We start from the raw sequence: 22,606 nt of genomic DNA, 5'->3' as shown, positions 1-22,606 counted from the left end.
GTGCATATGAGATGGTTTCATGTGGGTGAGCCCGTTACCGGACCTTGCGGGTTATCCAGCTAGGAGAGGTGCGTACCATGAAATGTTCGCTGAATAGGCGAATCGTGTCGGCTGTGGCGTCCGTGGCGCTCGGCGTGGGCGGGTCGGGCCTGGTTTCGGGCAGCGCGATGGCGGACGACGGACCTCGGGGTGACTCGTACGGGGATTCGTGGGAGAACTCGTGCTCCGAACGGCACGACTGGTGGCGCGAGCTGACCGCTATCGGGCTCACCGACGACAGCAAGCTGATCATGTTCGACGTCAACGACACCGACGACGCGTGCACGATCGGGCAGGTCCAGCTCGGCGACGACACGAAGCTGATCGGCATCGACTACCGGGTGCAGAACGGCAAGCTGTACGGCGTCGGTGACCAGGGCGGCGTCTACGTGCTCTCCACCGACGACGCCTCGGCCGAGAAAGTCAGCCAGCTCAGCGTCGCCCTCGACGGCAGCTACTTCGGTGTGGACTTCAACCCGGCTGCCGACCGGTTGCGGGTCGTCAGCGACAAGGGGCAGAACCTGCGCCACAACGTCAACGACAACACCACCGTCATGGACGGCACGCTGACCTACCCGCCGTCGACGGACGCCGCGATGGGTATCACCGCGGCCGCGTACACCAACAACGATCTCGACGCGGACACGGCGACGACGTTGTTCGACCTCGACACCAGCCTCGACCAGATCGCCATTCAGGTGCCTGCCAACGCGGGCTCGTTGTCGCCGACCGGCAAGCTGGGCGTGGACGCCGGGATCGACGCCGGCATGGACATCTACAGCATCCTCGACGAGGGGAAGACGGTCTACAACAAGGCGTTCGCCGTGCTCCAGGTCGACGAGCACAGCACCCTTTACCGGGTCAACGTCCTGACCGGTCAGGCGTACGAGCTGGGCGGCTTCCACCAGAAAGTGGTCGACATCTCGCTGCCCCTCGACGAGGACTGAGCACCGCGACCACGCTACGGCGAGATGGGAAGGCCGGCACATGCCGGCCTTCCCATCCCTCCGCGTTTGAACAACGTCCACAGGAGTGCGATGCGCTACCACGTTCTCGGTCCGCTCCAGGCGCGATCCGATTCCGGTGACGCCGTTGGTCGGTTGACCGCGGCCAAGCCACAGAAGCTTTTCGCGCTGCTGCTGTTGCACGCCAACTTGGTCGTCCCGGCCGACACGCTGATCGAGGAGCTGTGGGGTTACGAGCCCCCGGCCACCGCGGCTGCGACGCTGCAGACGTATGTCATGCAGGTCCGGCGCATGCTGACGACCGTCCTGAGCTGCGACGGCGACCGATCAGCGCGCGATGTACTGCTCACCGCCTGCGGCGGCTACTCCCTGAACGTCGCGCCTGGCGAGTTGGACCTGCACGACTACGAGCGGCTGGTCGCCGACGGCCGACAGGCGCTGCACGGCGGTGACGATGTGGCCGGCGCCAAGCTGATGGGTGACGCGCTCGCGCTGTGGCACGGCAACGCGCTGGCCGATGTTCGGCTCGGCCCGGTGCTGCGGGTGGAGGTTGGGCGCCTGGAGGAGGTACGGCTGGCTGTGCGCCGCGAGCGGATCGCCGCGGACCTGCGGGCCGGCGGGGGAAACGATGCTCTCGGCGAGCTCGGCTGGCTCGCCGCGAGGCATCCGCGCGACGAGGACCTCCACGCGCAGTACATGCTGGCCCTCTACACGACCGGACGTCGGGCCGACGCGTTGGAAGCATTCCTCCGTCTGCGTAACACGCTTCGCGACGATCTGGGTCTCGAGCCGTCACCTCAGGTCCAGCGGCTGCAGCGCACCATTTTGGTCGGTGACTGAGCCGCAGAGATCCGGTCGCACCCACTGCCGGCGGCGCGGGTTCAGGTGTCGGCTCGCTTGAGTGCGGCGTAGACCACGATGTTGTCGCGGTAGTGGCCGCTGTTCTCGTCGAAGTCACCGCCGCACGTGATCAGGCGTAGGCCCGCGTGGTTGATCGGTCCGTACACGTCGCGGGTCGGGAACTCGTCTTTGGCGTAGCGGGCGACCGTCGTCACGGCGAAGGTCGCGGCGGAGTGGTCGGCTCGGTTGACGGTGATGGTGTCGCCACGTTTGAGGGTGTGCAGGTCGGCGAAGGCGCCGTCACGGCCGCGCCAGTTGATGTGCGCGGCGAGGACGGCGGGGCCGAGTGCTCCTGGCGTCGGCGCCTTGGTGAACCAGCCGACCGTGGCCGCGTCGTCCGGGACCTGCATGGCTCCGTTGGGTTGGAGCCCGAGCGGGATCGGAGCGGTGTCGACGTGCAGCTTCGGGACGATCACCCGGGTCGGCTTCGAGGTGGACATCAGCGGCCCTACCGTCAGCTCGGACGCCCTCGCGCGAGGCTCGACGGACTCGGGCGTTGTGGGGCTCGCGGCGACTGTCCGCTGCGGCTCACGGCCGGTCAAGGCAACGGTGACGACGACGGCGAGCAGGGCGACGGCGGCGGCCGCCGCCAGGAGCGTGGTGAGCTCCCGGCGGCGGCCTACCCAGGTACGGGTCATCGCGTGTTACCGACCGGCGTTCGGGGCCAGGCGGCGGCGGAGCGCCAGCACGGCCACACCGGCCAGTGCCAGCCCGCCTGCGGTGTAGAGGGCGATGCTCGTGCTCGTGGGGCCTTCGGTGCTGCCGTCGCCGGTGTCGACGCCGCCGGTGGGCATCGAGCCGGCCGCCGCGCCGGTGACCATGCCGCAGGTCGCCGGGTCGGTCGCTTCCTCCGGGATCCCGTCTACACCGAGGGACTTGGCGAACGTCGACTCACCGAGGGCTTCCATGTCGTACGTGCCATTGTCGTTCACGTCGATGCCGTGCTGAACCACGTGCAGATCCTTGAGATGTTCGATCGTGCCGGGCGGCAGATCCGCGGCGGGGATAACCCGCTCGTAGGTGAGGTTTCCCTCGGCGTCGGCCTTCGGCATCCGGTCGACGGCCAGCCCGCTGGCCTTGGTGGTGTCGCCGGTGGTGGTCAGCGAGAGGTGGATGTCGCCGTACTTGGGCAGCCCTTCCTCGGTGCTGACGTAGCCGTTGCCGTCCTTGTCGTCGGACTTGTCGGGGCACATGAAGTCCATGCCCGTGGTGGATCCGTGGATGTGCTGGGCATGTGGCGCGTTCGGGGTCATCCCGCTCGCTTTGATCGTCACCGCCAGGTCGCCACTGTCCGTGGCGGTCAACATGGCCATACCTTCCGCGCCGGTCCCGTTGAGGTCCTGCATCGCCACGTGCACGCTCTCGTCGGCGTGCGCGGCGGCCGGGACCGCGAACAGGGCCACCGCGGCGGCGGCGACCACAAAGGGCACTCGAGACACCTTCACTGCGATCGACTCCTTCCTGAGTCTCACCAGTGATTCGATCCCGTACACGGGACGGATTGGTCGACCGGCGAGATTTCTTCAGGTGTTGCCGCGGTAGCTCGTCATGACCAGCCGGAACAACGGCTCGTCGAGGGGCCAGTCCGTGTCGTCGGTGAACCACGACAGGGTGTACGCCTGGCCCGGTGCGGTGGTGACCACAATCCGCCGGGCATGTCGTCGCGTTCCGTCTTTGGTTTCCCATGTGGACTCCCACTCGGCGCCGCCGGATCCGGCGAGGACTGGGCCGATGCTGATCTTCGTGTAGCCGGGCAGGGCGCCGGCGGCCCGCGAGGCCGTCTCGGCGCGCCGCCAGAAGGTGGTGGGATCGGTGGTCGGGGTGACGGCGGTTTCGACGGCGAGGGTCCTGGTGCCTCCAGGGTCTCGGAAGCACACGGCTGTCGCGGACTGGAAGCGGGACCAGGATGCCGGGATGGCAGCGGTGAAGCCGGCGTCGTCGGCGTGCCAGTCCCAGCCGCCCGGCAGCGCGTACGGCCCGGCCCCGGCGTTGATCGACGAGGTTCCGACGGGTGGCGACGGCACGAGACAGTCCTGCACGGCAGGCGCCGCCGCGGGCGTCGCGGGCGCATCCGGCGATACGCGCTCGGGCAGTCCCACGGCCGCGGCCGTACCTGCACCGGCGAGGACGCACGCCGCGGCCGCCGCCAACACGGCACGCCAGCGACGAGGCACCCAGCGCCTCCTGGCTTTCGGGAGCGGTCGCGTGGCGCTCCCTGTCATGACCGCGCGCAGCAGCAGCCCAGTCTCGATGACGCCCGGGCGCCTTCGCGGGTCGCGGTTGAGCAGACGCAGGATCACCGGCCCGATCGGCCCGGCCCGGGCCATCGGGTCGGGCGGGTCGACGGCCAGCGCGGCCAGGGTCGCGACCGCGGTCGGTCGATGGTACGGCGAAACGCCCTCGACCAGGGCGTAGAGCGTCGCGCCCAGCGACCACAGGTCGCACTCGACGGTCGACACGCCGTCGCGGGCGCATTCCGGTGCGACGAACTCCGGCGACCCGAGTACCTGCTGAGGGACGGTAACCCCACCCTCGGCGATCACCGCCAGCCCGAAGTCGGTCAGCACCACCCGCCCGTCCGCCGCCAGCAGCACGTTGTGGGGTTTGACGTCGCGGTGGATAACACCGGCGCGGTGGGCGGCATCAAGCGCGGCCAGGATCTCCAGACCGAGCCGCGCCGCGTCACGGGCGTCGAACGGGCCGCGTTCGGCAAGCACCGCGTCCAGGGACCGCGCCGGCACGTACTCCATGATGATCCACGGCCGATCTGTCTGAAGCACGTCGAGAACGGCGACCACGTTCGGGTGCCGCAGCCGGGACGCGGCCTGCGCTTCACGAAGGCCGTGCTGCCATCTTTCGGCCGCCCCCGCGGTCAGCCACGGCGGGGAAAGGATCTCCTTGACCGCGACTGGACGGCCGAGGACCCGATCGTGGCCACGCCACACCCGGCCCATCCCGCCGGCGCCGATGACCTCTTCGAGGACATACCGGTCGGCAAGGACGGTTCCGGTGCTCACAGCAGTGATTCGAGGCTGCCGCCCGGGTGGATGGGTCCGGGTTCTCTCGGGTTCATCCGACGCCGTGGCTTTGGGCCGCCCGGGCGACCAGGCCGAGACCGTCGAGTCCGGGCAGGTGGTCGATCTTGCGGTCGAGCTGGGCGACGATGTCAGCGCCCGGCGCGCCGTCGAGCAGGTAACCGAGGAGGAACCTGGTCTCGAGCTCGGGCATGACACCGGAGCCGACCGGCGCCCAGAACCGCCGTAGCGCGAAGCGGGTCAGCCGCCGCGCGCGGCCGGAGCCGGCGAGCCGGTCGCGGGCCTGGCTGGCGTAGAACGCCACATGGCGGGTCTCCTGGCGCATAATCCGGTCCAACAGCGCCGACAGCACGGGATGACCGGCGCGTTCGGCCAGGCGCGCGTACCCCGCGTGGGTTGACCATTCGTTGATCGCGCCCCAGGTCATGTGCACGGCGACGAAGTCGACGCCGACGAGGTTGGCGATCACCGCCTGTTGGATGGGTGCGATCCGGTCGCGGCGGCCGAGGCGGACCCGAACGGATCGGATGTGGTTCGGGCCGGTGGCGATCCCGTGCGCGGCGAGTACCGTGGCCAGGGCTTCTCCGTGCCAGTACTCCTCGTACGCCCACATCGTCAGGAAGGCGGTCACCGCGGGGTCGGCGTGCGACGGGGTGACCAGCAGGTCCCGCAGGTAACAGACCGTGTGGCTTTCCACGTCACACATGTAGCGCAGGCAGCGCAGCACCGCGGGGTCAAGCGGCCGGTCCCGGAACGAGTCGTAGTCGATGTCTTCGTCGGAGACCGGTGCGGCGGTGCGGGCGTACGCGTCGATGTCGAAGGCCATGCGGGTGATTCGTCGCCGCCGGCCGCACGGATGGGTGTCAACCGGGACCCATCCGGTGCCGTTCCGGCTCCGAATCACCGGGTGGAACGCGATCGCGAGGGAGCCGCATGCAACGACATCGACGTGACCAGGCGTCACGGGCCGAGCGGCTCTCGGTCGTCCCGCCGACCCCGGACCGGCCGGCGAACGCCGACGGGCTGCTCACCGCCGTCGGTCGCGGTGACGAGGCCGCCTTCGCCACGCTGTACGACGTGGTCGCCCCCCGCGTGTACGGGCTGATCAAGCGGGTGTTGCGGGACCCGGCGCAGGCCGAGGAAGTCGCCCAGGAGACCCTGGTCGAGGTATGGCGCACCGCCGCCCGCTTCCGCGCCGGGCAGGGCTCCGCCACCGCGTGGGTCTTCACGATCGCCCACCGCCGGGCGGTGGACCGCGTCCGGGCCGAGCAGGCCGCGACCCGCCGCGAGGAACAGACCGCGACCTGGGCCGCTCAACCGCCTTACGACCAGGTCGCCGACGAGGTCCACGACCGGCTCGAACGCCAGCAGGTCCGCCGCTGCCTCGACGGGCTTACCGAGCTGCAACGCGAGTCGATCACCCTGGCCTATTACCAGGGCTGCACCTACCCCGAGGTCGCCCGCATGCTCGACGTCAGCCTCCCCACCATCAAGAGCCGGATGCGAGACGGCCTCATCCGACTGCGTGACTGCCTCGGCGTGGAGGTGCGGCCATGACCACCAGCGACGTCCACGCACTGTCCGGCGCGTACGCCTTGGACGCCCTCACCGACACCGAACGAGCCTCCTTCGCCCGCCACCTCGACGACTGCGCCACCTGCGCGCTCGAGGTCGCGGAACTACGGGAGGCGGCGGCCCGGCTCGCCGACCAGTCCTGGGCGGTGCCACCGCCGGGCCTGCGGACCCGGGTGCTCGCCGAGATCGCCAACACCCGCCAGGAACATCCGGGATCTCGGCCCCGCGCCCGCCCGCCTCGCAGCCGCCTCGCCCGCCATCTGCTCACCGCGGCCGCGGCCGTCGTCGTGGCCGCCGGAGCCGCAGCCGGCACCTATGCCATTCAGGAACGACGGGTCGACGAACAGCGCGCGGCGACCGTGGCCGCCCGGGCCGAGAGCGAACGCGTCAACGCGATCCTGTCCGCGCCCGACGCCACCGTCCGCTCCGGCCCCGTCGACGGAGGCGGCCGGATCACCGTGGTCACCTCCGCCATGCGCGACGCCGCGGTAGTGACCTTGGCCGCGGACCACGCCCCGGCCGGCGACCACGCCTACCAGCTGTGGCTGACCGGCGCCGGCCGAGCGATGCCCGCCGGGGTCCTGCCCGTCGGAACCGCCACCGTCACCAGGGTCGTCTCCGGCACCGCCGCGGCGCAGGGCATCGCGGTGACCATCGAACCGGCTGGCGGATCGCGCACACCCACGCTCCCGCTCGTGGCCAACGTGCGCATCTGATCAACACCCGGCCAAGTCGCGGCGCGGAAACCGGACCGTGCCCGCGACCTGACCGATACTCAGGTCATGACGCTGCCGAACCTCGACCCCGACCGGTACCCGCCGATCGACCCCCGCGAGCCCGCACCCGACGACCCGGCACAGCTCCTGCCCGACTCGCGTCAGGACCTGCCGGCGGCCCCGGTCGAGCCGATGCCGGACGATGACGACGGCACCGACGGGGTCCGCGAGCAAGCCTGACCGCACGCAGCGACGGGCGATGGTGGATCAGGCCGGGTCGTCACCGGTCAGCAATGCCAGCACCCCAGCGATCTCCAGGACCCGACGGACCGGCCTTGCGCAGTCGGTCACCGTCAATGTGCCGCCGCGCTCGGCCGCCTCTTGGCGCCCACGTACCAGGACGTGGATGCCCTGCGAGTCGAGGAACGTGACGGCGGACAGGTCGACGGCGACATCCGGTCCTCGGCGCAGAGCGTCACGGATCGCCTCGAACAGCTTGCCAGCCGTGTTCATGTCTACCTCGCCGGCGGCGGTGATCGACCCGCCGCCCGGCGCTCCCGACACGGTCACGGACAGCCCACCGTCAAGATCGCCATCGCGATCGAAGATCCCAGGCATCGCAACCATGATATGCCGGCAAATACTGCCTGTCAGCAGGACCACGGCCGGATCGGCGAACCAACACCATCGAACGGGGCCGTTACGCTTCGGTCTCGCTCGTTGAAGAGGTGGCACGTTCCCGTCGTGCGCCTATGATTGCCGCGAGGCAAGTGTGGGAGGTCGGAGCGATGGCTGGTGGGCGTGTGCTGCGGGTCCTGGTCGTCGACGACGATGACGCTGACGCGATGATGATCTCGGAGGCGTTGGAGGCCGGCGGCGCGCAGGTGAGCATCGGTCGCGCCAGCGACGGGCAGGCGGCACTAGACCTGCTGCGCGCCCCCGATGACGACGCGCCACGTCCAGATCTGATCCTGCTGGACCTGAACATGCCCCGGATGGGTGGCCTCGCGGCATTGGCGGAGATCAAGAGCGACGATGACCTCAAGGCGATACCGGTGGTCGTGCTAACCACGTCCGACGCCACCAGCGACGTGGTGAACTCATACCAGCGCCAGGCCAACGCGTACGTGACCAAGCCGATGGAGCTCGACGCGTTCGAGGCGGCGGTGGCAGAGATCAACAAGTTCTACCGTGACGTGGCGATCCTGCCGTAGATGGACTCACCGACCCCGTCCCATCCCGGACCCGACATAACGCTTGCCTCCACTGGACGGCTGGCGGCGGTCGACTCGTGCGGCCTGGATGCTGGTGGGGACGCGGAGTTCGACCGGTACGCCGCCATGGTTGCCAAGGTGCTTGAGGTCCCCGTCGGCCTCGTCACGCTCGTCGATGCCGGGCGGCAGTTCTTCCCCGGCGCTGCGGGCCTGGCCGAGCCGTGGCAACAGTCACGCCAGACCCCACTCTCGCACTCGTTCTGCCAACTCGTGGTCACGTCGGCCGGCCCAGTGGTGATCCCGGACGCACGCGCCGACCCGCGCGTGCGCGACAACCCGGCCATCGACGCGCTCGGGGTTGCCGCGTACGCCGGAATGCCGTTGACCGACGTCGACGGCCAGGTCGTGGGTGCGTTGTGTGCCATCGATCACCGACCGCACGTATGGTCCGGCCGGGAACTCGACCTGCTCGGCGACCTCGCCGCAGCGTGCTCGGCAGCGCTGCGGTCCCGGATCGCCTCGATCGTCGCCGAACGGGCCAGTGCCGCACACCAACGCTCCGAAGCGACCGCCCGCGACCTGGCCCGCGAGGTCCAAGCCGCGCTGGAGCGCAGCCAGATTCTGCTGGCGGCCAGCCAGCAGCTCAGCGACACCGGCACCGTCGAGGACGTGGTCCGAGCCGTCCACAGGCTGGTCAGCGGAGGCAACGCACCGAGCCGGGTCAGCATCTGGACCCGGGAATCACCCGGACGGCGCGCGCAGGTGGTCGGCACGGACGACGCGTCTCACCAGACCCACAGGCAGATCGTCGAACTCGACGACGACACGCCCGTCTCCGACGTGCTCAACACGGGTCAGGCACGGTTCATCACGGACCGCCGGACCCGGTCCCTCGCCTCCGCCCGGCACCCCGAAGACACTGACGGCGCCGCGATGGCCGCCGTACCGCTGACCGGTCCGCACGGCGTGATCGGCGCGCTCACCTTCTCCTGGGACCAACCGCATCCGATCGACATCGGCGAGCAGGCCGTCATCACAGCCCTGGCCGGATACGTCAGCCACGCCCTCGCCCGCGCCACCCACCTGAACGACCGCACGTCCGCCGCCGAGACGCTCCAACGCGCACTGCTGACACCGATGCCGCAGTTCCAAGGCGTCGACCTCGCGGCCCGCTACCTACCCGCCAGCCAGCACGACCGGGTCGGCGGCGACTGGTACGACGCCGTGCCGCTGACCCCCGACGTCCTCGCGTTGGTCATCGGGGATGTCACCGGGCACGACATCAGGGCCGCGTCCGCGATGAGCCAGCTCCGCAGCCTGCTACGCGGCTACCTCGTCGACCGCCACGAACCACCCTCGGCCATTCTGCGCCGACTCGACCACGCCAACTTCGTGCTCGGCGCCCGCACCATCGCCACCGCGATCGTCGCCTACCTCGAACGCACCGACCAAGGGTTCCGCCTGCGCTGGTCCAACGCCGGCCACCCACCACCCATCCTCGTCCACCCGGACGGCATCGTGACCGAACTCGTCGGCAGCAACCCACTGCTCGGGGCCACTCAACGCATCTCACGGACGAACCACGAGGCGGACATCCCGCCCGGGTCCACCCTGCTCCTACACTCGGACGGACTCGCGGAGTCACGCACCGCCGCATGGCACGACCAAATGGCGAAGATCCATGCCCTTGTCGCCGACCGAGCGCAGAACCCGCTCGACGAGCTCGTCGACGCCATCACCGCACACCTGTCGACGGCGCCGGGCGAAGACGACGTAGCGATGCTCGGCATACGTATCGGTGCGCCGGGTAGTTACCAACAGTCGGGATCCCACCCGCCGATACCAGGGCAGACACGAGGTGAGACCCGGTGGACCCCCACAAGCCACAAGGCGCGGGACCACCCGCCATCACCGGCTTCGCCACCGACTTCGCCGCTCAGGACCTCCGCACGGTCCGCCACGCCGTAGCCACCTACCTACACGACGCCCGCGTCGAAAGAGACCTGGCCGAAGATGTCGTCGTCGCCGTCAACGAACTGCTCGCCAACGCGATCCGTCACGGCGGGGGCCGCGGCCGCCTCGACCTTGCCACCGACGACACGACCATCACGTGCAGCGTCACCGACTACGGCGGTGCGGCCGTCATCCCGACCATCACCGAGCCCCGACCCGACGTTCCCGGAGGCCGCGGACTGTGGCTGGTCGACCGGCTCTGCGACACCCTCGACATCGACCCACACCCCGACGGACTCACGGTGACCGTCAACATCCATCTCACAAGCCCGTGGCCAACCACCCGGCGATAAAGGTTCCTCCAACACAGCGGGCATGGCGAGCGCGACAGTCCCCATCTCACCGGTGTTACCGGCGGATCTCCGTGGCTGTGCCGCGCGGCGTCGACTCAGTTCGGCAGTCGATTGACCAGAGTCAGCATCGCCTCGATGACCTTGTCCGCGTCGTAGCAGACACCAGCCCGGTACCCATCCAGAGGATCGGTGCTGCCGCGGTGGGCGAACGCGCCGCTGCCGTAACGACTGCCGACGAACAGGACGGTTCGTTCGCGGACGAGGGGATCGTTGGCCGACAGCGGGACACCACGAATGCGGCCGCCAGGTTGGGGGGTGACTCGGCTGCCCAGGATGAAGACGTCGATGCCTCTGGAAGCGAGCTGGTTGTAGCCGATCCGGGCGTCATCGCCGAGCTCGCCGTCGCCCAGATTGACCGCCAAGATGCCGGGGTTGGTCGTCTGCGCCGCCTGCATCTCGATGTTGCCGGCCATCGTCGCGTACATCTCACTCGTGCATGGATGCACCTGCGCGTCACCAGCCAGTACCTCGAATGGCGTGGCGCGGACGTGGCCACGTGGCCTGACACGGGCCAGCGGTTGGTCCGAACGCGCGATCCGCTCCGGGAGCGGTCCCGGGCGACCGAACAGCCACCCCTGTCCCAACGTGGCGCCCAACGCCCGCGCGACGTCGAGATCTTCGCGGCGCTCGATGCCCTCGGCCAGGATCTGCGCGCCGCGCCGTTGGGCCTCGTCGAGCACCGCGTTGACCACTTGCGAAACCGCCCACGGACGCGACCGGCTTTGGATGACCGAGCGATCGAGCTTGATGATGTCCGGGTTGATCAACGGCATGGCCGCCAAACTCGACGGGTCGGCGCCGATGTCATCCAACGCGATCCGAGCCGAGCGGCTACGGGCATCGATCACCGCGTTCAGCAGCCGAGCGGGTTCGCGCATCACCGACTGCTCGGTGATCTCCACGACCACCTCGCGCTCCTGGGTCAGCTCCATGTAGGCCTCGACGAGCTCGTCCGGCGGGTCGGTGCCCAGCGTGTCGGGATTGAGATTCACGAACAGAGCCAGACCAGGGACATCCGCTTCCCGGTAGCGGCGACCGGCCACGTCCGCACACAGCCAGTCCAACTCCGCCGACCTGCCCGCACGCGCCGCAGCAGCGAACAACGCCGGCGCCTCATGAAATCGGCCTTCAGGTCCCCTGGCCAAGGCCTCGAATCCAACCGGGCGCTCGTCAGAAAGAGCGACGACAGGCTGAAACACAGGTTCAACCAACCGCCCGGCAAGAACGGCATCGAACCCGGCATCGGCCGAAAACGGACTTCCCATATAGCTCGTTGACCCCACACACCTCGGAAATTGTTGATCCAGCGCAATTACACGTTGTGTGTTTCCCCGACGGCCGCGCGTAAACGACCTTGAGACTGATGTGCGCGGCCCGAGCCCGCAGCCAACAGCTCGCGGACCAGCCAAGGCAACGACCCGACCCAGCTCGGCGGGCGAAGGATCTCGCCCTGGTGTTGATGACCATGCGCCTCGGGGTTCGACTCAGGGTTCGATGATGTTGAAGTTGGGGTCGCCGGGGTCAAGGATGCCGGCGAGGCGGTGCAGCACCTCGCGGTCGCCATCGAGGCCCATGCCGGCTGCAACCGCGGCGTCGACGTCGCGGGTGGCCAGGTGAGGCAGGGAAGCGCGCGGTACCGACAGCGTGAGGTCGACGTCGCCGCGGCCGTTCTCGACATAGGTGAAGACGCCGTTGTGCAGGGTCGTGCGGTAGGTCTCGCCGTGGTCAGGGAAATGCCACCGCATGGCCAGGTCCAGGTTCCAGGCCTTCGGACCGTCGACCTGCACGGCGATAGCGTCGAAGAACATCCGTGGAGGCAGCTGCGCGAGCACGTCGGGCGAGGTCGTGGCGGTCGGCGTGCCGAAGTTGCCCTGCCGAAGCTCGGCGGCGCCGGAGAGGTAGTTGTTGCGCCAGGTGCCGTTCTCGCAGCCGAAGCCGAGCTTCTCGAGCACATCGGCGAGCAACTCCCGCGCTGCGGCGTGGTCGGACTGGGCGAACACGACATGGTCGAGGACCTGGGCCGCCCACCGCAGGTCGCCGGCATCGGCAGACCCGCGCGCCTTCTCGACGACGGCGTCCGCGCCGCCCATGAACTCGACATAGCGGAGGGCGGCCGCGTGCGGTGGGTGCTGCCAGAGCCGGGCGGGGTTTCCGTCGTACCAGCCCATGTAGCGCTGGTAGACCGCCTTGACGTTGTGGCTGAGGGATCCGTAGTAGCCGTGGGTGTGCCAGGCGGCGCGCAGGGCAGGCGGAAGTTCGAGCAGTTCGGCGATTTCGCTGCCGGTGTACCCGAGATTGATCAGCCGGACGGTCTGGTCATGCTGGTAGGCATACAGGTCGCGCTGCAAGCCGAGGAACTCGGCGATGGTGTCGGTGCCCCAGGTGGGCCAGTGGTGGGACGCGAACACCACGTCGGCCTTGTCGGCGAACAGGTCGATCGCCTCGGTGAGGTGACGCGCCCAGGCGTGTGGGTCGCGAACCAGGGCACCGCGCAGGGTGAGCAGGTTGTGCAGCGTGTGGGTGGCGTTCTCGGCCATGCACAGCGCCTGCCGGTCGGGGAACAAGAAGTGCATCTCGGCCGGCGCCTCGGAGTCCGGGGCGAGCTGGAAGACCATCCGTACACCGTCGACCGTCAGCTCCTGACCGGTCTCGGTGATGTTCACGGTCGGCGGGATGAGGCTGACCGAGCCGGTCGAGGTCGTCTGCCCGAGCCCGGCGCCGACGCCGCCGCGGGCGTTGCGAGGCAGGACCGCGCCGTACATGTAGCCTGCCCGGCGGGCCATCGCGGTGCCGGCGTAGACGTTCTCCGAGATCGCGTGTTCGAGGAAACCGGTGGGCGCGATGACCGGCACCCGGCCGGTGTCGACGTCGTCCTGCGTGACGACACCCCGGACGCCGCCGAAGTGGTCGATGTGGCTGTGGGTGTAGATCACGGCCGTCACCGGGCGGTCACCGCGTCGCGACCGGTAGAGGCCCAGCGCGGCGGCGGCCGTCTCGACCGAGATCAGCGGGTCGATCACGATGACGCCGGTGTCGCCTTCGACGAACGAGATGTTCGACAGGTCCAGTCCGCGCACCTGGTAGATCCCGTCGACGACCTCGAAGAGGCCCTGTTCGACGACCAGCGACGACTGCCGCCATAGGCTGGGATGCACCGTGTCCGGCCGGTCGCCGGCCAGGAAGGCGTAGGAATCGCTGTCCCACACCACCGTCCCGTCGGCGGCGCGGACCACCGCCGGGTCAAGCCGCGTCAGGAAACCACGACGCCCGTCGGTGAAATCCCGCTGATCCGCGTACGGAAAGACCTCAGCCACGGATACTGACATTACCGGCAATTCGACCCGCGAGAGGGGCTAGCCAACTTCAACTTCGTCGAAACCGTGACCCCAACGGCTACCGTGCTGACACTTCGTCCCGGCCCGATGGTCGTCGGAGCAGAAGATCGGTTACAGTCCCGGATCCGGATCGTCCCGCAAGGAGCCGGCCACTTCATCGGCACGAACCCGACCGGCGCATTACCGGCTCGTCGGCTGAGGTCCGCGGGATGGTCGGTCAGACGCGATGAGGGTGGGACACCAAGACTCCTGGCGTCTCACTCTCAGATCTCGCGGTCAGGACGTCCGATGAGGGCGGGCACCCCGGCGCCGTCACGCACTCTTTTCGGCCAGATCCGGTCGCTGCCCACACGCGTTAGGTCGCGTCCAGCTTCTACGGAGAGTGGGTCGGCCCCACCAGTTGGCGGCCCTCAACGGCCGCCGCTACTGCGAACATCAATCAAAGCGGGTGGCCCGTTGCGCGCGCCAAGGCCAAAGCCATGTGGCACCTCGCCGATGACGGGCGACACACCCGGCTGCTGGGTTTGCCGACAACTGCATCGGCGTCGTGAAAACCGTACTGTCGACGATGATTGGTCGGGGTCGCTCAATACGCGCGTCGTGGCTCAACGAGCGGAAGCCTGTCCGATGGACCGCGCAACTGGGCGAGTGCGGCGTGGACCGAGTCGGTCAGCAGGGTCAAGTCGGTGCCGACTGCAAGCAGATCAACGCCCCGATCGGTCTGCTCTACCGCAGCGGTCGGGTCGGGAGCGAAAACGCCTATCGGAACCCCAGCTTCGCGGCAGCGGACGCGGACATGGTCGATGGCGGCGATCACGGCTCGATGGTCGGGTGTGCCTGGCCATCCCATACTGTCCGACAGGCCGGAGGGCACAACGAATGCTGCGGCAACCCCCGGAACCGCGAGAATCCCATCGGTGTTGTCGACGGCAGCCTCGTCCTCGACCTGGACGATGACGGCGATGGGGTCGTTGGCGGTCCTTAGATACTCGTCGAACCTGGTACCGTAGCCGTGTGCGCGGGCGACGCCGACCCTGCGGCGGCCAGCGAGCGGATATTTCGCCGCGCTGACAGCCCGTACGGCATCGGCAGGGGTCTCGACGTTCGGAATCAGCACGCCGTCGCAGCCCGTGTCCAAGGCCATCCCAATCCAGGACCCATCGTTTGCTGGCACCCGCACAACAGTGCGACAAGACGGGGGTATGGCTTGGATGATTCGTTGTACGCGACCTGCGTCCAGCGTCGGAGCGTGCTCCATGTCGATCAACAGCCAGTCCAAGCCGCAGCATGCCAGCGCCTCGGATACCTCCGGCGAGTCCACGGTGACTACTGTCCCCAGCAATGGCCCGGCTCGGCCTGACCTCGTTAGCCAGCTCGGACTCGATGCCTGCCGACCTACCATCGAGTTGGTCTGGCCGGAGTGGGAACCAGCATCAGACTTGCCGACAAGGACTCCATATCGACGGCATCCCGCCGATCTCTGCGCTCGCGCACTGCGAGTTACTCCTCTCGGCGGTTCTCATCGTCAACGGCTGACGCTTCTCGCGAACTGTGGGGTTCGCCGGGGCAGCTGCAACGCGCTGCGACGTCGCCGATACCGTCAATGCGGGATCGGGGCCGCGGGTGACTCCCAGCCATTGACGACCGCGACCTCGTCCGGGCTGCGCGACGCCCCGACCAAGAAGGTCCGACCGGGCGGTGGCCGACGAATCGATCACCAGGGCAGTAAAGAGAGCTTGGCGCCGACCGTGGGCGAGGCCAGATCGGCGAACGCTCGCCATTCGTAGTCGTCGACTTCCTCCTTTTCGAGGATCACCGCGTGTGTGCCGGGATAGAGGAGGAAGGCCCAGCGGAAGTCGACGTGGTAGTGCGCCGGCTCGCCCTTTAAGGGGTTTGCGCCGATGGGGTGCACGTCGATGTCAAGGGGGACGTCTTCGTAGCCCGTGAGCGGGGCGACCATGTCGTCCGATATGCCCGCCTCCTCGTGTAGCTCGCGCACGGCAGCCGCTCGGAGGTCGCGGTCGTCTGGCTCCATGTGTCCGCCCGGCGCCAGCAGTTTGCCTGTTGCCCTGTGGACGACGTGAAGCACGCGGCGGTTGTCATCGATGACGACAGCGCTACAGGTTACGTGGGCGGGGTAAGTCTTGCGGTTCGTGGGGTCGGCCGGGGCGGCTAGGGCATTGAAGAGGGTCGAGAGAGCATCGCGTTCGTGTGGATGGCGATCGAGGTAGGCGTTGGATACGGATCGGATGTGGTCGACGGCGGGCGGCATGGAGCTTTACCTCTCGAAATGGTGGAGCCAGGTTCTGGCGATGGTGTCGCGGTCGGTCGCGGGGATTTCGCGGAGTCCGGGTTGGAAGCGGGCGTGGCTAAGTGCGGCCGTCGCGGCGACTATCTCGGCCTGGACGAGATGGATGTACGCGCCGACGGCGGCGCCGTGGACGAAGTTGACTGCTCCGCCGTCAGCCAGGACGTAGAAGTAGTGGCCGGTGACCTCGTATCGCGTCAACGCGGTGCCGGCGGAGCTGCGCCGGTACAGGTCGTGGAGGAGCTGGAGTTCGAGCTCGTCTTCGGAGGAGGTCACAGATCCGAGATACGCGCCGTTGCGCAGGGCGGCGAAGTCATCCTGGCGCAGGGCGAGGTTGCCGGTGGCGCACAAGACGAGGTCCGCGTCGCGGACGCCTTCGGTGGTGGACGCGCTCGTGCGGAAGCCGAGGGCGTGCGCTTGGACCCGCTTGATCGGATCGCTGTCGTAGACGGTGACGCGTAGATCGTGGGCGCGCAGCGTCTGGGCGATGGCGCGGCCGATCTTGCCGAAGCCGATGACGCAGGCGTTGCGGCTGGTCAGGATATCTCCGCGGGCCCGGACGAGGGCATCGGTGGAAAACACGATTGACCGGCCGACGAGGTGGTCTTCGCAGTCTTTGAGGGGGGAACGGGCGACGGAGACGACCGGGCACGGCAGGGCACCGAGGGCCGCGTAGCGCTGGTGTCCGTTTTCGGTGTCCTCGACGACGCCGAGGATGCGGCCGGAGAACTTCGCACCGGCCGCCGAGCGGGTCGAGCACCTGGTCGCCGGGGAACCGGTCGAAGGATTCGTCGCGGTCGTACTGGTTGCCCACGTAGGCGAGTGCGAGGTCGCGTGAGCGCGCAGCGAGGACCGAGGGTTCGGCCTGAGCGAGAAGATCCTCGGCGACAGGAAACAGTAGGGAGTGTGCTCCGGGAGTCGGTGCGACGGCGGCCTCGCAGACGAGGACGTGTGCTGTGCGACGCCACACGCTGTCGGCCGGCAGAGTACGGTCCTTGTCCCAGATGACGGTGGGCGTCTGGTAGCGCACGGTGTAGTGGCGGATGAGCTGGGCCTGGCGGTGCAGGTCACAGGTGTGCCCTGCACTGCCGCACGTCGTGGTGTTGCGGCCGGCGATCGCCCAGCGCCACTCCAGGAACAGCAGGTCGATATCCGGCAGGCCAGAGCCGAAGGTGTAAAAGCTCCCGAGATCCTCGCCGGCCTCGAGACGGTCTCGGTCGGCCTGCAGGAAAACGATGTCGTGCCCCCGGCCCGCAAGAGCATCGATGAAGGGACGGCGGTGGCTCCGGCCGCCATCCGGGGTGTCGGTGATGCCATTGCCAAGGAAGCCCCAGAAGCTATATCCGATCCTCACTTGGTGATCCACCGCCCTTCGAGGAGGAGCGCGTCGAGCCCGGAGCTGGCCAGGCAGTCCAGCGCCATCTCTGGTGTCCCGCAGATCGGCTTGCCCTTGATATTGAGAGACGTGTTGATCAGCACGGGCACACCAGTACGGCGGCCGAAGGCGGAAAGAACCGCGTGCATGAAGGGGTTCTGCATCCTCGTGACGGTCTGCAGGCGGGCGGTGCCGTTGGCGTGCACGATGGCCGGCACGAGCTCGCGGGTTTTGTCAGTTACACCGGAGGCCATGGACATGTACGGCGCCTGCTGGCCTAGGGTGAAAAACTCTCCGGCGCGCTCGGCTAGGACCATGGGGGCGAAGGGCCGGAACGGCTCGCGGAACTTGACGGTGGCGTTCAGCCGCTCGACGACGCCGGGTTCCAGCGGGGAGGCGAGGATCGAGCGGTTACCCAGGGCGCGAGGTCCGGCCTCGACGGCACCGTGGAACAGGCCGACGATGGTGCCGCGGGAAAGTTGGTCCGCGAGGAACTCAGCCTGGTCGTTCTTCAGGGTTCGCTGGCTGAGGCTCGGCCAGGGCGTGAGGTCGACGGGATGGTCGTCGTAGGACGGGCCGAGGTAGCAGGCATCGGCGACACCGGCTATCGGACGAGGGCTGCGGCTATCGACGTGCACGGCGAGGGCGGCTCCGATCGCGGTCCCGGCGTCGCCGGGCGCCGGCGGCACGAACACCTCGTCGAAGATGCCAGCCTCGATGATTCTGCCGATGCTGACGCAATTCGTGGCGACGCCGCCCCCTAAGCACAGTCGCCGGGATCGGGTGATGACACGGGCGCGGCGCGCCAGGTGCACCATGACTTGCTCGGTTCGCTCCTGCAGCGCCGCAGCAAGGTCGCGGTGGACATTGTTCAAAGGCTCGTCCGGATTGCGGCTCGGGCAGGTCTCGGCGACGAACCGGCGCGACGTCCGCTCGTACCCGACGTGAGGGTGCGCGGGGGAAAGTAGACGGGGTCGATGTGGAAGCCGGTCGCCGTGGTGCGGATGGCTCGGGCGAACAGGGCGCGGAAGCGGTCCGGGTCACCAAGGGCGGCCAGCGCCATGACGGTGCCTTCTTCGTCGCCGCGACGCCAGCCCAGGTGCTCGGTGACACCGCCGTAGACGTACCCCAGCGAGTCCGGATCGTTGATCGCCTCCAAGGTCTGCGTGCGAGGTGCCAACCCGGTGTGACCTAGGGCAATGGTGGTGGTCTGCCGCTCGCCTAGGCTGTCGACCACGAGCACGGCAGCGTCGTCCCAACCTGAGGCGGCGAAGGCTGCGAGCTGGTGGGCGCGGTGATGAAGGATCGGCCTGACCTGGGCGTCGGGGAACCGTCGGCCAATGGCGCGTGTGCGCCGCCGGGTTCGCATGGCCACCTTGGCGAACCCGTGAGCGCGGGCCAGAGCCCGGCCACCCGTCGCAGGAAAGAATGCCTTTTGCAGTGCAGCGGACGACTCGAGGAGGTAGTGGACGGGTTGGAAGTTGTAGGCGACTGCATCCACGTGGCCCGCGGTTAGGTTGGCCCGGTCAAGGAGCCACGCGACGGCGGCCTCCGGGTAGCGGCTGGTGTGTTTCGTTGCGGAGAGGCGTTCCTCCTCCACGAAGCCGACCAGCTCACCGTCTACCAGGAGGGCTGCCGACGAGTCGTGGGTGTACGAGCACAGGCCAAGGACGACCGAGTGGACACGGCCCATGTGCGATCACCTCGCCCCGGTCGCCGCGGTCAGCCTGGACGAGTGTCGGTCCAGCTCTCCGTACCAGGCGGTGAGGGCCTGGCCGAGCGGCCGGCGATCTCGTCCGCTGTCCGCCGCGCCTGCTGTCGCTGACCGTCCTTCCACTGTCGATAGCTGCCAAGCGTCTCAGCCATGGAATCCCAGCCCGGGTGTCCAATCACGTCGCGGGCCTCGACTTGGTCGAGCATGTCGTCGAAGCCCGCCCAGGGCGTTCGCAGATCGGGCATGACCGCGCTTGCCGTGACGGAGGTCAGCTCCCCGGCTCGCTCAAGGTGCTCGTCGTAGATGTGCAATGAGCCCACGTGAAGGTGGAACTCGCCGAGCTCCGCGTCGAGCCACCCGGCGACCAACTCATGCAGCACGGTGTAGAAGAAGACGTCGTACGGCATGCCGATCCACACGTCCTGGCCGCGCATTAGGGTCCCCATGTGCAGGCGCCCGGCGCGCAGGTGGAATCGGAAGGCGAGAGTGCAAGGCACATCCTTGTGCCCTGCGGCGTCCAGAGCCGGGTCGTAGAGCTGGATCAACGCGCGCCGGGAGTCGCGATCCTGCTTAAGGACCTCCACGACACGGGCCAGCTGGTCCACCTTGCCTCCCCAGTTGCGCATTCTTGGCCCGTATGCGCCGAGTAGTACGCCGCCGTCTGCGTATTGGTGCAGCCTCGCGTTGTAGTCGAAGATCCATGGCGCGTCCGATCCAGACAGGTGCCAGACTGTCTCGGCGACCGCGAATGCGGGGTTCACGATTCTGGTCGGCGGCGCGTGGAGCAGACGGGCGCGTGGCTGGGAGAGCTGCAGGTGGACGTCCCGGATCTCCCTGGTGGGCATACCTCGAGGGCTGACCCGCTCGCCGGATTGGACCAAGGCAACGGCGCCCGAGAAGAAGTCGGCCATGCTGTCGGCCTTGAGGTGGGTCATCAGGCAGGTACTCCCTCACGGTGGGGCGGAACCGGAGTCGGGCCAGAGGCATCGGTCGATTTGTTTCGGGCGAAGGTGACAGTTCGCACGGGATCTCCTGGTCGAGGTGCCCGGCTGGGGAACGGGCGGTCGCGGCGGCGGGCCTCGAATGCGCTGTAGTCGGAGACTTCGATCATGCTTCCCCCCACCGTGTGGACTCACATCCAGACGACCGCACGTGGTGGTGGCGGATGGTGGTGCTGCCGAGGCGATTGCGGTTACTGCTCAACGCGCGGTGGCGGCGCATTCGTCGCTGTTCGCGGTCGTGGGCTCGGGTGAGCGCGCCGCGGACGTGGTCGATGTTGGGTGCGGACGATGTCCATCTGGGCGCGGTCGCACCACAGCACCGCGCCGTCGACGGCGGAGTGCACGGCTGCCCGCGACCGGTCCGGTAACCAGTGGACGTATGCCGGCCAGTCGCCTGTGAGGGTCGCGCACGTCAATTCCATGAGCTGTTCGCAGTCCAGCCGGATGGACTGCCCCTCGGGCGTCTGAGAAACGGCCGTCCATTCGTGACCGTCGCGGTAGATGGCCCAGCCGCCAGCTCTCGGTGCAATGACCGCCGTGCGACGTTCGGTCACCGGTCCCCCCTGCCTGGCAGCGCCGCTCGCGTCATACCGGCGGCTGCGCTGTCACCTCGCGTGGCTCCCGCGAGGCGGTGGGCTTCAGCCGCACCGCGGGCGGTGAGCTCGAACCGTTTCCGGTCACGGAGACCCCGTCCGTCCCGGCAAGGGCGAATGAGTTTCGCGGTGCGCAGCGTGTACAGGTCGTGCATGGAGTAGCGGCGATCGCCGACTCGGACGACTCGGTCCACGATCCGAGCGCGCAGCACGGCCATCGCGGTGAGCAGGTCGACCTGTGCCGGCGAAAGGTCCAATACCGACACTTCTGCATCCGTTAATGTGGCGGACGCGCCGAGCGGGGGTTGATCAGCGACGGTTGGGGTCCGGTAGGTACTCGGCGAGGATCCCGCCGCTGCGCCATGGCGCAACCCGCCCGCCTGCAACACCACCGACTCGTCTGGGGGTCCCTCCACCGTGGACCGTCTAATCGGTCGGGTGGGTTGTAGGTGGCGCCCTGTACGCAGTTCGTGGGCGAGTGCTGCGATCTCGTCGCGCCACAGGTAGAGGGCGTGGTGTTCTTGTCCGGGTGGGGCGATTCGGGTGACCCAGGAGTTCGGGAGTTCGACGGCAAAGTCGGGTAGTTGCCCGCCGACAAGCGTGCGGTGAAGTTCGGTCCACTGGTGGTGGGTGAGGGTGATGCCGGGTTCGAGGGGCACGCGTCGGCACCTGACCCGCACACCCTCTGATACAGGCTCGATGTCGCAGTGCGACTGCCCCGGCCCAGGCGGCGTGATCGCGGCCTGGCGATCGTGGGTGGCTGCGAGGTCGCGGACCGCGGCCGCCTCGTTGCTCCTGGTGGGCTGGGTGTGGGTGGCGGGTTCGCCGGTGGTGGTCATCCGCGTGCCCTTCGGCCGTTATCGGGTGCGCCGGGGTGTGTCGGGTTCGGTTTCGGCCAGGTGATCGCGGCCATGACCTCGCGTGGTTGCGGACGAGGGTGGTTGGCGGGTGCTTGTTGGAGGCCGGCGGTTTGGACGAAGATCGAGCGACGTTGCACGAGCTGCCCGGTGTCGGACAGTTGGTATCCGTCGAGCCAGATCCAGTGGGTGTGGGTGCTCCACCGGTGGACGTGGAGGAGCAGGAACGCAAACGGGCGTTGGGCGAATTGGACGCTCGCGGGCCGGTCGATCCACAGCAGTTGGCCGGGTTCGAGCGGTACGTGGGGCACGTGCCGTCGGTGCTCCGCTCGATGCCCTGCCGGCGATGCCTGTTGGGTGTTGGGCTCGCGGCGGTTGCGCTGGCCCGGATCGTGATCGTGGGTTGTGTCGATCGGCGTGCCCTGCTCGTGTGCGCGGTGCTCGCTTGGGGGTGTGGTGCGCCGCCGTGGGGGGCGTTGTGGGCGGCGGCGCACCACACCGTCGGCGCCGCACGGCCGTGCCGTGGAGGGGACACGGGCGTGTGGTGCCGGTCCAGGCCGTCGGGTCGCGGCCTGGGGTGCGGACGGGTGATGGTTGTTGCGCGGCCCGCGAT

At 68.5% G+C, this 22,606-nt stretch carries 23 protein-coding genes; 9 read left to right on the top strand and 14 right to left on the bottom strand.

Features of this window, described 5'->3' with window-relative positions:
- Nucleotides 1-113: 113 nt before the first annotated feature.
- Nucleotides 114-986, top strand: a complete 873-nt coding sequence (locus Asi02nite_RS27385) for a DUF4394 domain-containing protein (RefSeq protein ID WP_203716802.1) — start codon at nucleotides 114-116, stop codon at nucleotides 984-986.
- Between the two features lie 90 nt (nucleotides 987-1,076).
- Nucleotides 1,077-1,844, top strand: coding sequence for an AfsR/SARP family transcriptional regulator (locus tag Asi02nite_RS27380; protein ID WP_203716801.1), 768 nt, complete (start codon nucleotides 1,077-1,079; stop codon nucleotides 1,842-1,844).
- Between the two features lie 41 nt (nucleotides 1,845-1,885).
- Here Asi02nite_RS27380 and Asi02nite_RS27375 read toward each other — a convergent pair whose 3' ends face one another.
- From Asi02nite_RS27375 to Asi02nite_RS27360, 4 genes are all read right to left on the bottom strand, one after another.
- Nucleotides 1,886-2,542 carry a class F sortase gene (locus Asi02nite_RS27375; protein WP_203716800.1) on the bottom strand — a complete coding sequence of 219 codons (657 nt, stop codon included), beginning with the start codon at nucleotides 2,540-2,542 and terminating at the stop codon, nucleotides 1,886-1,888.
- Nucleotides 2,543-2,548: 6 nt separating this feature from the next.
- Entirely contained in the window at nucleotides 2,549-3,334 is a 786-nt protein-coding gene (locus tag Asi02nite_RS27370; RefSeq protein ID WP_203716799.1) for a GVDTG sorting domain-containing protein, read from the bottom strand.
- 93 nt (nucleotides 3,335-3,427) lie between these two features.
- Nucleotides 3,428-4,921: a serine/threonine-protein kinase gene (locus Asi02nite_RS27365; protein ID WP_203716798.1), complete on the bottom strand. Its 1,494-nt coding sequence runs from the start codon at nucleotides 4,919-4,921 to the stop codon at nucleotides 3,428-3,430.
- A gap of 52 nt (nucleotides 4,922-4,973) precedes the next feature.
- Nucleotides 4,974-5,765, bottom strand: coding sequence for a ferritin family protein (locus Asi02nite_RS27360; RefSeq protein ID WP_203716797.1), 792 nt, complete (start codon nucleotides 5,763-5,765; stop codon nucleotides 4,974-4,976).
- Between the two features lie 107 nt (nucleotides 5,766-5,872).
- Here Asi02nite_RS27360 and sigK point away from each other — a divergent pair, with 107 nt between their 5' ends.
- The 3 genes from sigK to Asi02nite_RS27345 all read left to right on the top strand — a co-directional run bounded on the left by sigK (nucleotide 5,873) and on the right by Asi02nite_RS27345 (nucleotide 7,470).
- Complete coding sequence (gene sigK, locus Asi02nite_RS27355) at nucleotides 5,873-6,496, top strand: ECF RNA polymerase sigma factor SigK (protein WP_203716796.1); 624 nt, start codon at nucleotides 5,873-5,875, stop codon at nucleotides 6,494-6,496.
- Nucleotides 6,493-7,230, top strand: coding sequence for an anti-sigma factor (locus Asi02nite_RS27350; protein WP_203716795.1), 738 nt, complete (start codon nucleotides 6,493-6,495; stop codon nucleotides 7,228-7,230). Before sigK ends, Asi02nite_RS27350 begins: the two co-directional genes overlap by 4 nt.
- A gap of 66 nt (nucleotides 7,231-7,296) precedes the next feature.
- Complete coding sequence (locus tag Asi02nite_RS27345) at nucleotides 7,297-7,470, top strand: hypothetical protein (RefSeq protein WP_203716794.1); 174 nt, start codon at nucleotides 7,297-7,299, stop codon at nucleotides 7,468-7,470.
- A gap of 27 nt (nucleotides 7,471-7,497) precedes the next feature.
- Here Asi02nite_RS27345 and Asi02nite_RS27340 read toward each other — a convergent pair whose 3' ends face one another.
- The gene (locus Asi02nite_RS27340) at nucleotides 7,498-7,893 is read right to left on the bottom strand and encodes an STAS domain-containing protein (RefSeq protein ID WP_203716793.1); all 396 of its coding nucleotides are present in this window, start codon (nucleotides 7,891-7,893) and stop codon (nucleotides 7,498-7,500) included.
- A 140-nt stretch (nucleotides 7,894-8,033) separates the two neighbouring features.
- Here Asi02nite_RS27340 and Asi02nite_RS27335 point away from each other — a divergent pair, with 140 nt between their 5' ends.
- From Asi02nite_RS27335 to Asi02nite_RS42810, 3 genes are read left to right on the top strand one after another with little or no spacing between them, the layout of a single operon-like run.
- Nucleotides 8,034-8,444, top strand: coding sequence for a response regulator (locus Asi02nite_RS27335; protein ID WP_308440182.1), 411 nt, complete (start codon nucleotides 8,034-8,036; stop codon nucleotides 8,442-8,444).
- Nucleotides 8,445-10,412 (top strand): GAF domain-containing SpoIIE family protein phosphatase, encoded by a 1,968-nt coding sequence (locus Asi02nite_RS27330; protein ID WP_275410392.1) that lies wholly within the window; start codon nucleotides 8,445-8,447, stop codon nucleotides 10,410-10,412. It begins immediately after the preceding gene.
- Entirely contained in the window at nucleotides 10,313-10,750 is a 438-nt protein-coding gene (locus Asi02nite_RS42810) for an ATP-binding protein (protein ID WP_203716790.1), read from the top strand. Before Asi02nite_RS27330 ends, Asi02nite_RS42810 begins: the two co-directional genes overlap by 100 nt.
- Nucleotides 10,751-10,845: 95 nt before the next feature.
- On the opposite strand, the gene Asi02nite_RS27320 is transcribed toward Asi02nite_RS42810, so the two are convergent.
- From Asi02nite_RS27320 to Asi02nite_RS27300, 5 genes are all read right to left on the bottom strand, one after another.
- Nucleotides 10,846-12,075 (bottom strand): EAL domain-containing protein, encoded by a 1,230-nt coding sequence (locus Asi02nite_RS27320; protein ID WP_203716789.1) that lies wholly within the window; start codon nucleotides 12,073-12,075, stop codon nucleotides 10,846-10,848.
- A 219-nt stretch (nucleotides 12,076-12,294) separates the two neighbouring features.
- Nucleotides 12,295-14,124 carry an alkyl/aryl-sulfatase gene (locus Asi02nite_RS27315; protein WP_239127145.1) on the bottom strand — a complete coding sequence of 610 codons (1,830 nt, stop codon included), beginning with the start codon at nucleotides 14,122-14,124 and terminating at the stop codon, nucleotides 12,295-12,297.
- Between the two features lie 607 nt (nucleotides 14,125-14,731).
- A complete protein-coding gene (locus tag Asi02nite_RS27310) occupies nucleotides 14,732-15,466 on the bottom strand; it encodes an HpcH/HpaI aldolase family protein (RefSeq protein ID WP_203716787.1) in 735 nt (244 codons plus the stop codon).
- A 393-nt stretch (nucleotides 15,467-15,859) separates the two neighbouring features.
- Complete coding sequence (locus Asi02nite_RS27305) at nucleotides 15,860-16,417, bottom strand: NUDIX hydrolase (protein ID WP_203716786.1); 558 nt, start codon at nucleotides 16,415-16,417, stop codon at nucleotides 15,860-15,862.
- Nucleotides 16,418-16,423: 6 nt separating this feature from the next.
- A complete protein-coding gene (locus Asi02nite_RS27300) occupies nucleotides 16,424-17,035 on the bottom strand; it encodes an adenosylhomocysteinase (RefSeq protein ID WP_203716785.1) in 612 nt (203 codons plus the stop codon).
- 133 nt (nucleotides 17,036-17,168) lie between these two features.
- On the opposite strand from Asi02nite_RS27300, the gene Asi02nite_RS42420 reads away from it, so the two are divergent.
- Complete coding sequence (locus tag Asi02nite_RS42420) at nucleotides 17,169-17,291, top strand: hypothetical protein (protein WP_275410391.1); 123 nt, start codon at nucleotides 17,169-17,171, stop codon at nucleotides 17,289-17,291.
- A 512-nt stretch (nucleotides 17,292-17,803) separates the two neighbouring features.
- On the opposite strand, the gene Asi02nite_RS41835 is transcribed toward Asi02nite_RS42420, so the two are convergent.
- The 4 genes from Asi02nite_RS41835 to Asi02nite_RS27285 form a co-directional block, all read right to left on the bottom strand.
- Nucleotides 17,804-18,703, bottom strand: coding sequence for a carbamoyltransferase C-terminal domain-containing protein (locus tag Asi02nite_RS41835; protein ID WP_239127143.1), 900 nt, complete (start codon nucleotides 18,701-18,703; stop codon nucleotides 17,804-17,806).
- The gene (locus Asi02nite_RS41830; RefSeq protein ID WP_239127141.1) at nucleotides 18,700-19,521 is read right to left on the bottom strand and encodes a carbamoyltransferase N-terminal domain-containing protein; all 822 of its coding nucleotides are present in this window, start codon (nucleotides 19,519-19,521) and stop codon (nucleotides 18,700-18,702) included. The genes Asi02nite_RS41835 and Asi02nite_RS41830 overlap by 4 nt, the downstream gene beginning before the upstream one ends.
- Nucleotides 19,522-19,550: 29 nt before the next feature.
- A complete protein-coding gene (locus tag Asi02nite_RS27290; protein ID WP_203716784.1) occupies nucleotides 19,551-20,477 on the bottom strand; it encodes a thymidylate synthase in 927 nt (308 codons plus the stop codon).
- A 616-nt stretch (nucleotides 20,478-21,093) separates the two neighbouring features.
- A complete protein-coding gene (locus Asi02nite_RS27285) occupies nucleotides 21,094-21,975 on the bottom strand; it encodes a hypothetical protein (protein ID WP_203716783.1) in 882 nt (293 codons plus the stop codon).
- Nucleotides 21,976-22,606: the final 631 nt, after the last annotated feature.

The organism is Asanoa siamensis, from assembly GCF_016862555.1.
Lineage (GTDB): Bacteria > Actinomycetota > Actinomycetes > Mycobacteriales > Micromonosporaceae > Asanoa > Asanoa siamensis.
This window is presented reverse-complemented; position numbering and strand designations above follow the sequence as displayed.

Bases quoted from the DNA above. Each gene is read 5' to 3' on its own strand.
- Asi02nite_RS27380 (WP_203716801.1), top strand. From the start codon at position 1,077: ATGCGCTACCACGTTCTCGGTCCGCTCCAGGCGCGATCCGATTCCGGT.
- Asi02nite_RS27375 (WP_203716800.1), bottom strand. From the start codon at position 2,542: ATGACCCGTACCTGGGTAGGCCGCCGCCGGGAGCTCACCACGCTCCTG.
- Asi02nite_RS27360 (WP_203716797.1), bottom strand. From the start codon at position 5,765: ATGGCCTTCGACATCGACGCGTACGCCCGCACCGCCGCACCGGTCTCC.
- sigK (WP_203716796.1), top strand. From the start codon at position 5,873: ATGCAACGACATCGACGTGACCAGGCGTCACGGGCCGAGCGGCTCTCG.
- Asi02nite_RS27350 (WP_203716795.1), top strand. From the start codon at position 6,493: ATGACCACCAGCGACGTCCACGCACTGTCCGGCGCGTACGCCTTGGAC.
- Asi02nite_RS27345 (WP_203716794.1), top strand. From the start codon at position 7,297: ATGACGCTGCCGAACCTCGACCCCGACCGGTACCCGCCGATCGACCCC.
- Asi02nite_RS27330 (WP_275410392.1), top strand. From the start codon at position 8,445: ATGGACTCACCGACCCCGTCCCATCCCGGACCCGACATAACGCTTGCC.
- Asi02nite_RS27320 (WP_203716789.1), bottom strand. From the start codon at position 12,075: ATGGGAAGTCCGTTTTCGGCCGATGCCGGGTTCGATGCCGTTCTTGCC.
- Asi02nite_RS27305 (WP_203716786.1), bottom strand. From the start codon at position 16,417: ATGCCGCCCGCCGTCGACCACATCCGATCCGTATCCAACGCCTACCTC.
- Asi02nite_RS42420 (WP_275410391.1), top strand. From the start codon at position 17,169: ATGCGGCCGGAGAACTTCGCACCGGCCGCCGAGCGGGTCGAGCACCTG.
- Asi02nite_RS41830 (WP_239127141.1), bottom strand. From the start codon at position 19,521: ATGGGCCGTGTCCACTCGGTCGTCCTTGGCCTGTGCTCGTACACCCAC.
- Asi02nite_RS27290 (WP_203716784.1), bottom strand. From the start codon at position 20,477: ATGACCCACCTCAAGGCCGACAGCATGGCCGACTTCTTCTCGGGCGCC.
- Asi02nite_RS27285 (WP_203716783.1), bottom strand. From the start codon at position 21,975: ATGACCACCACCGGCGAACCCGCCACCCACACCCAGCCCACCAGGAGC.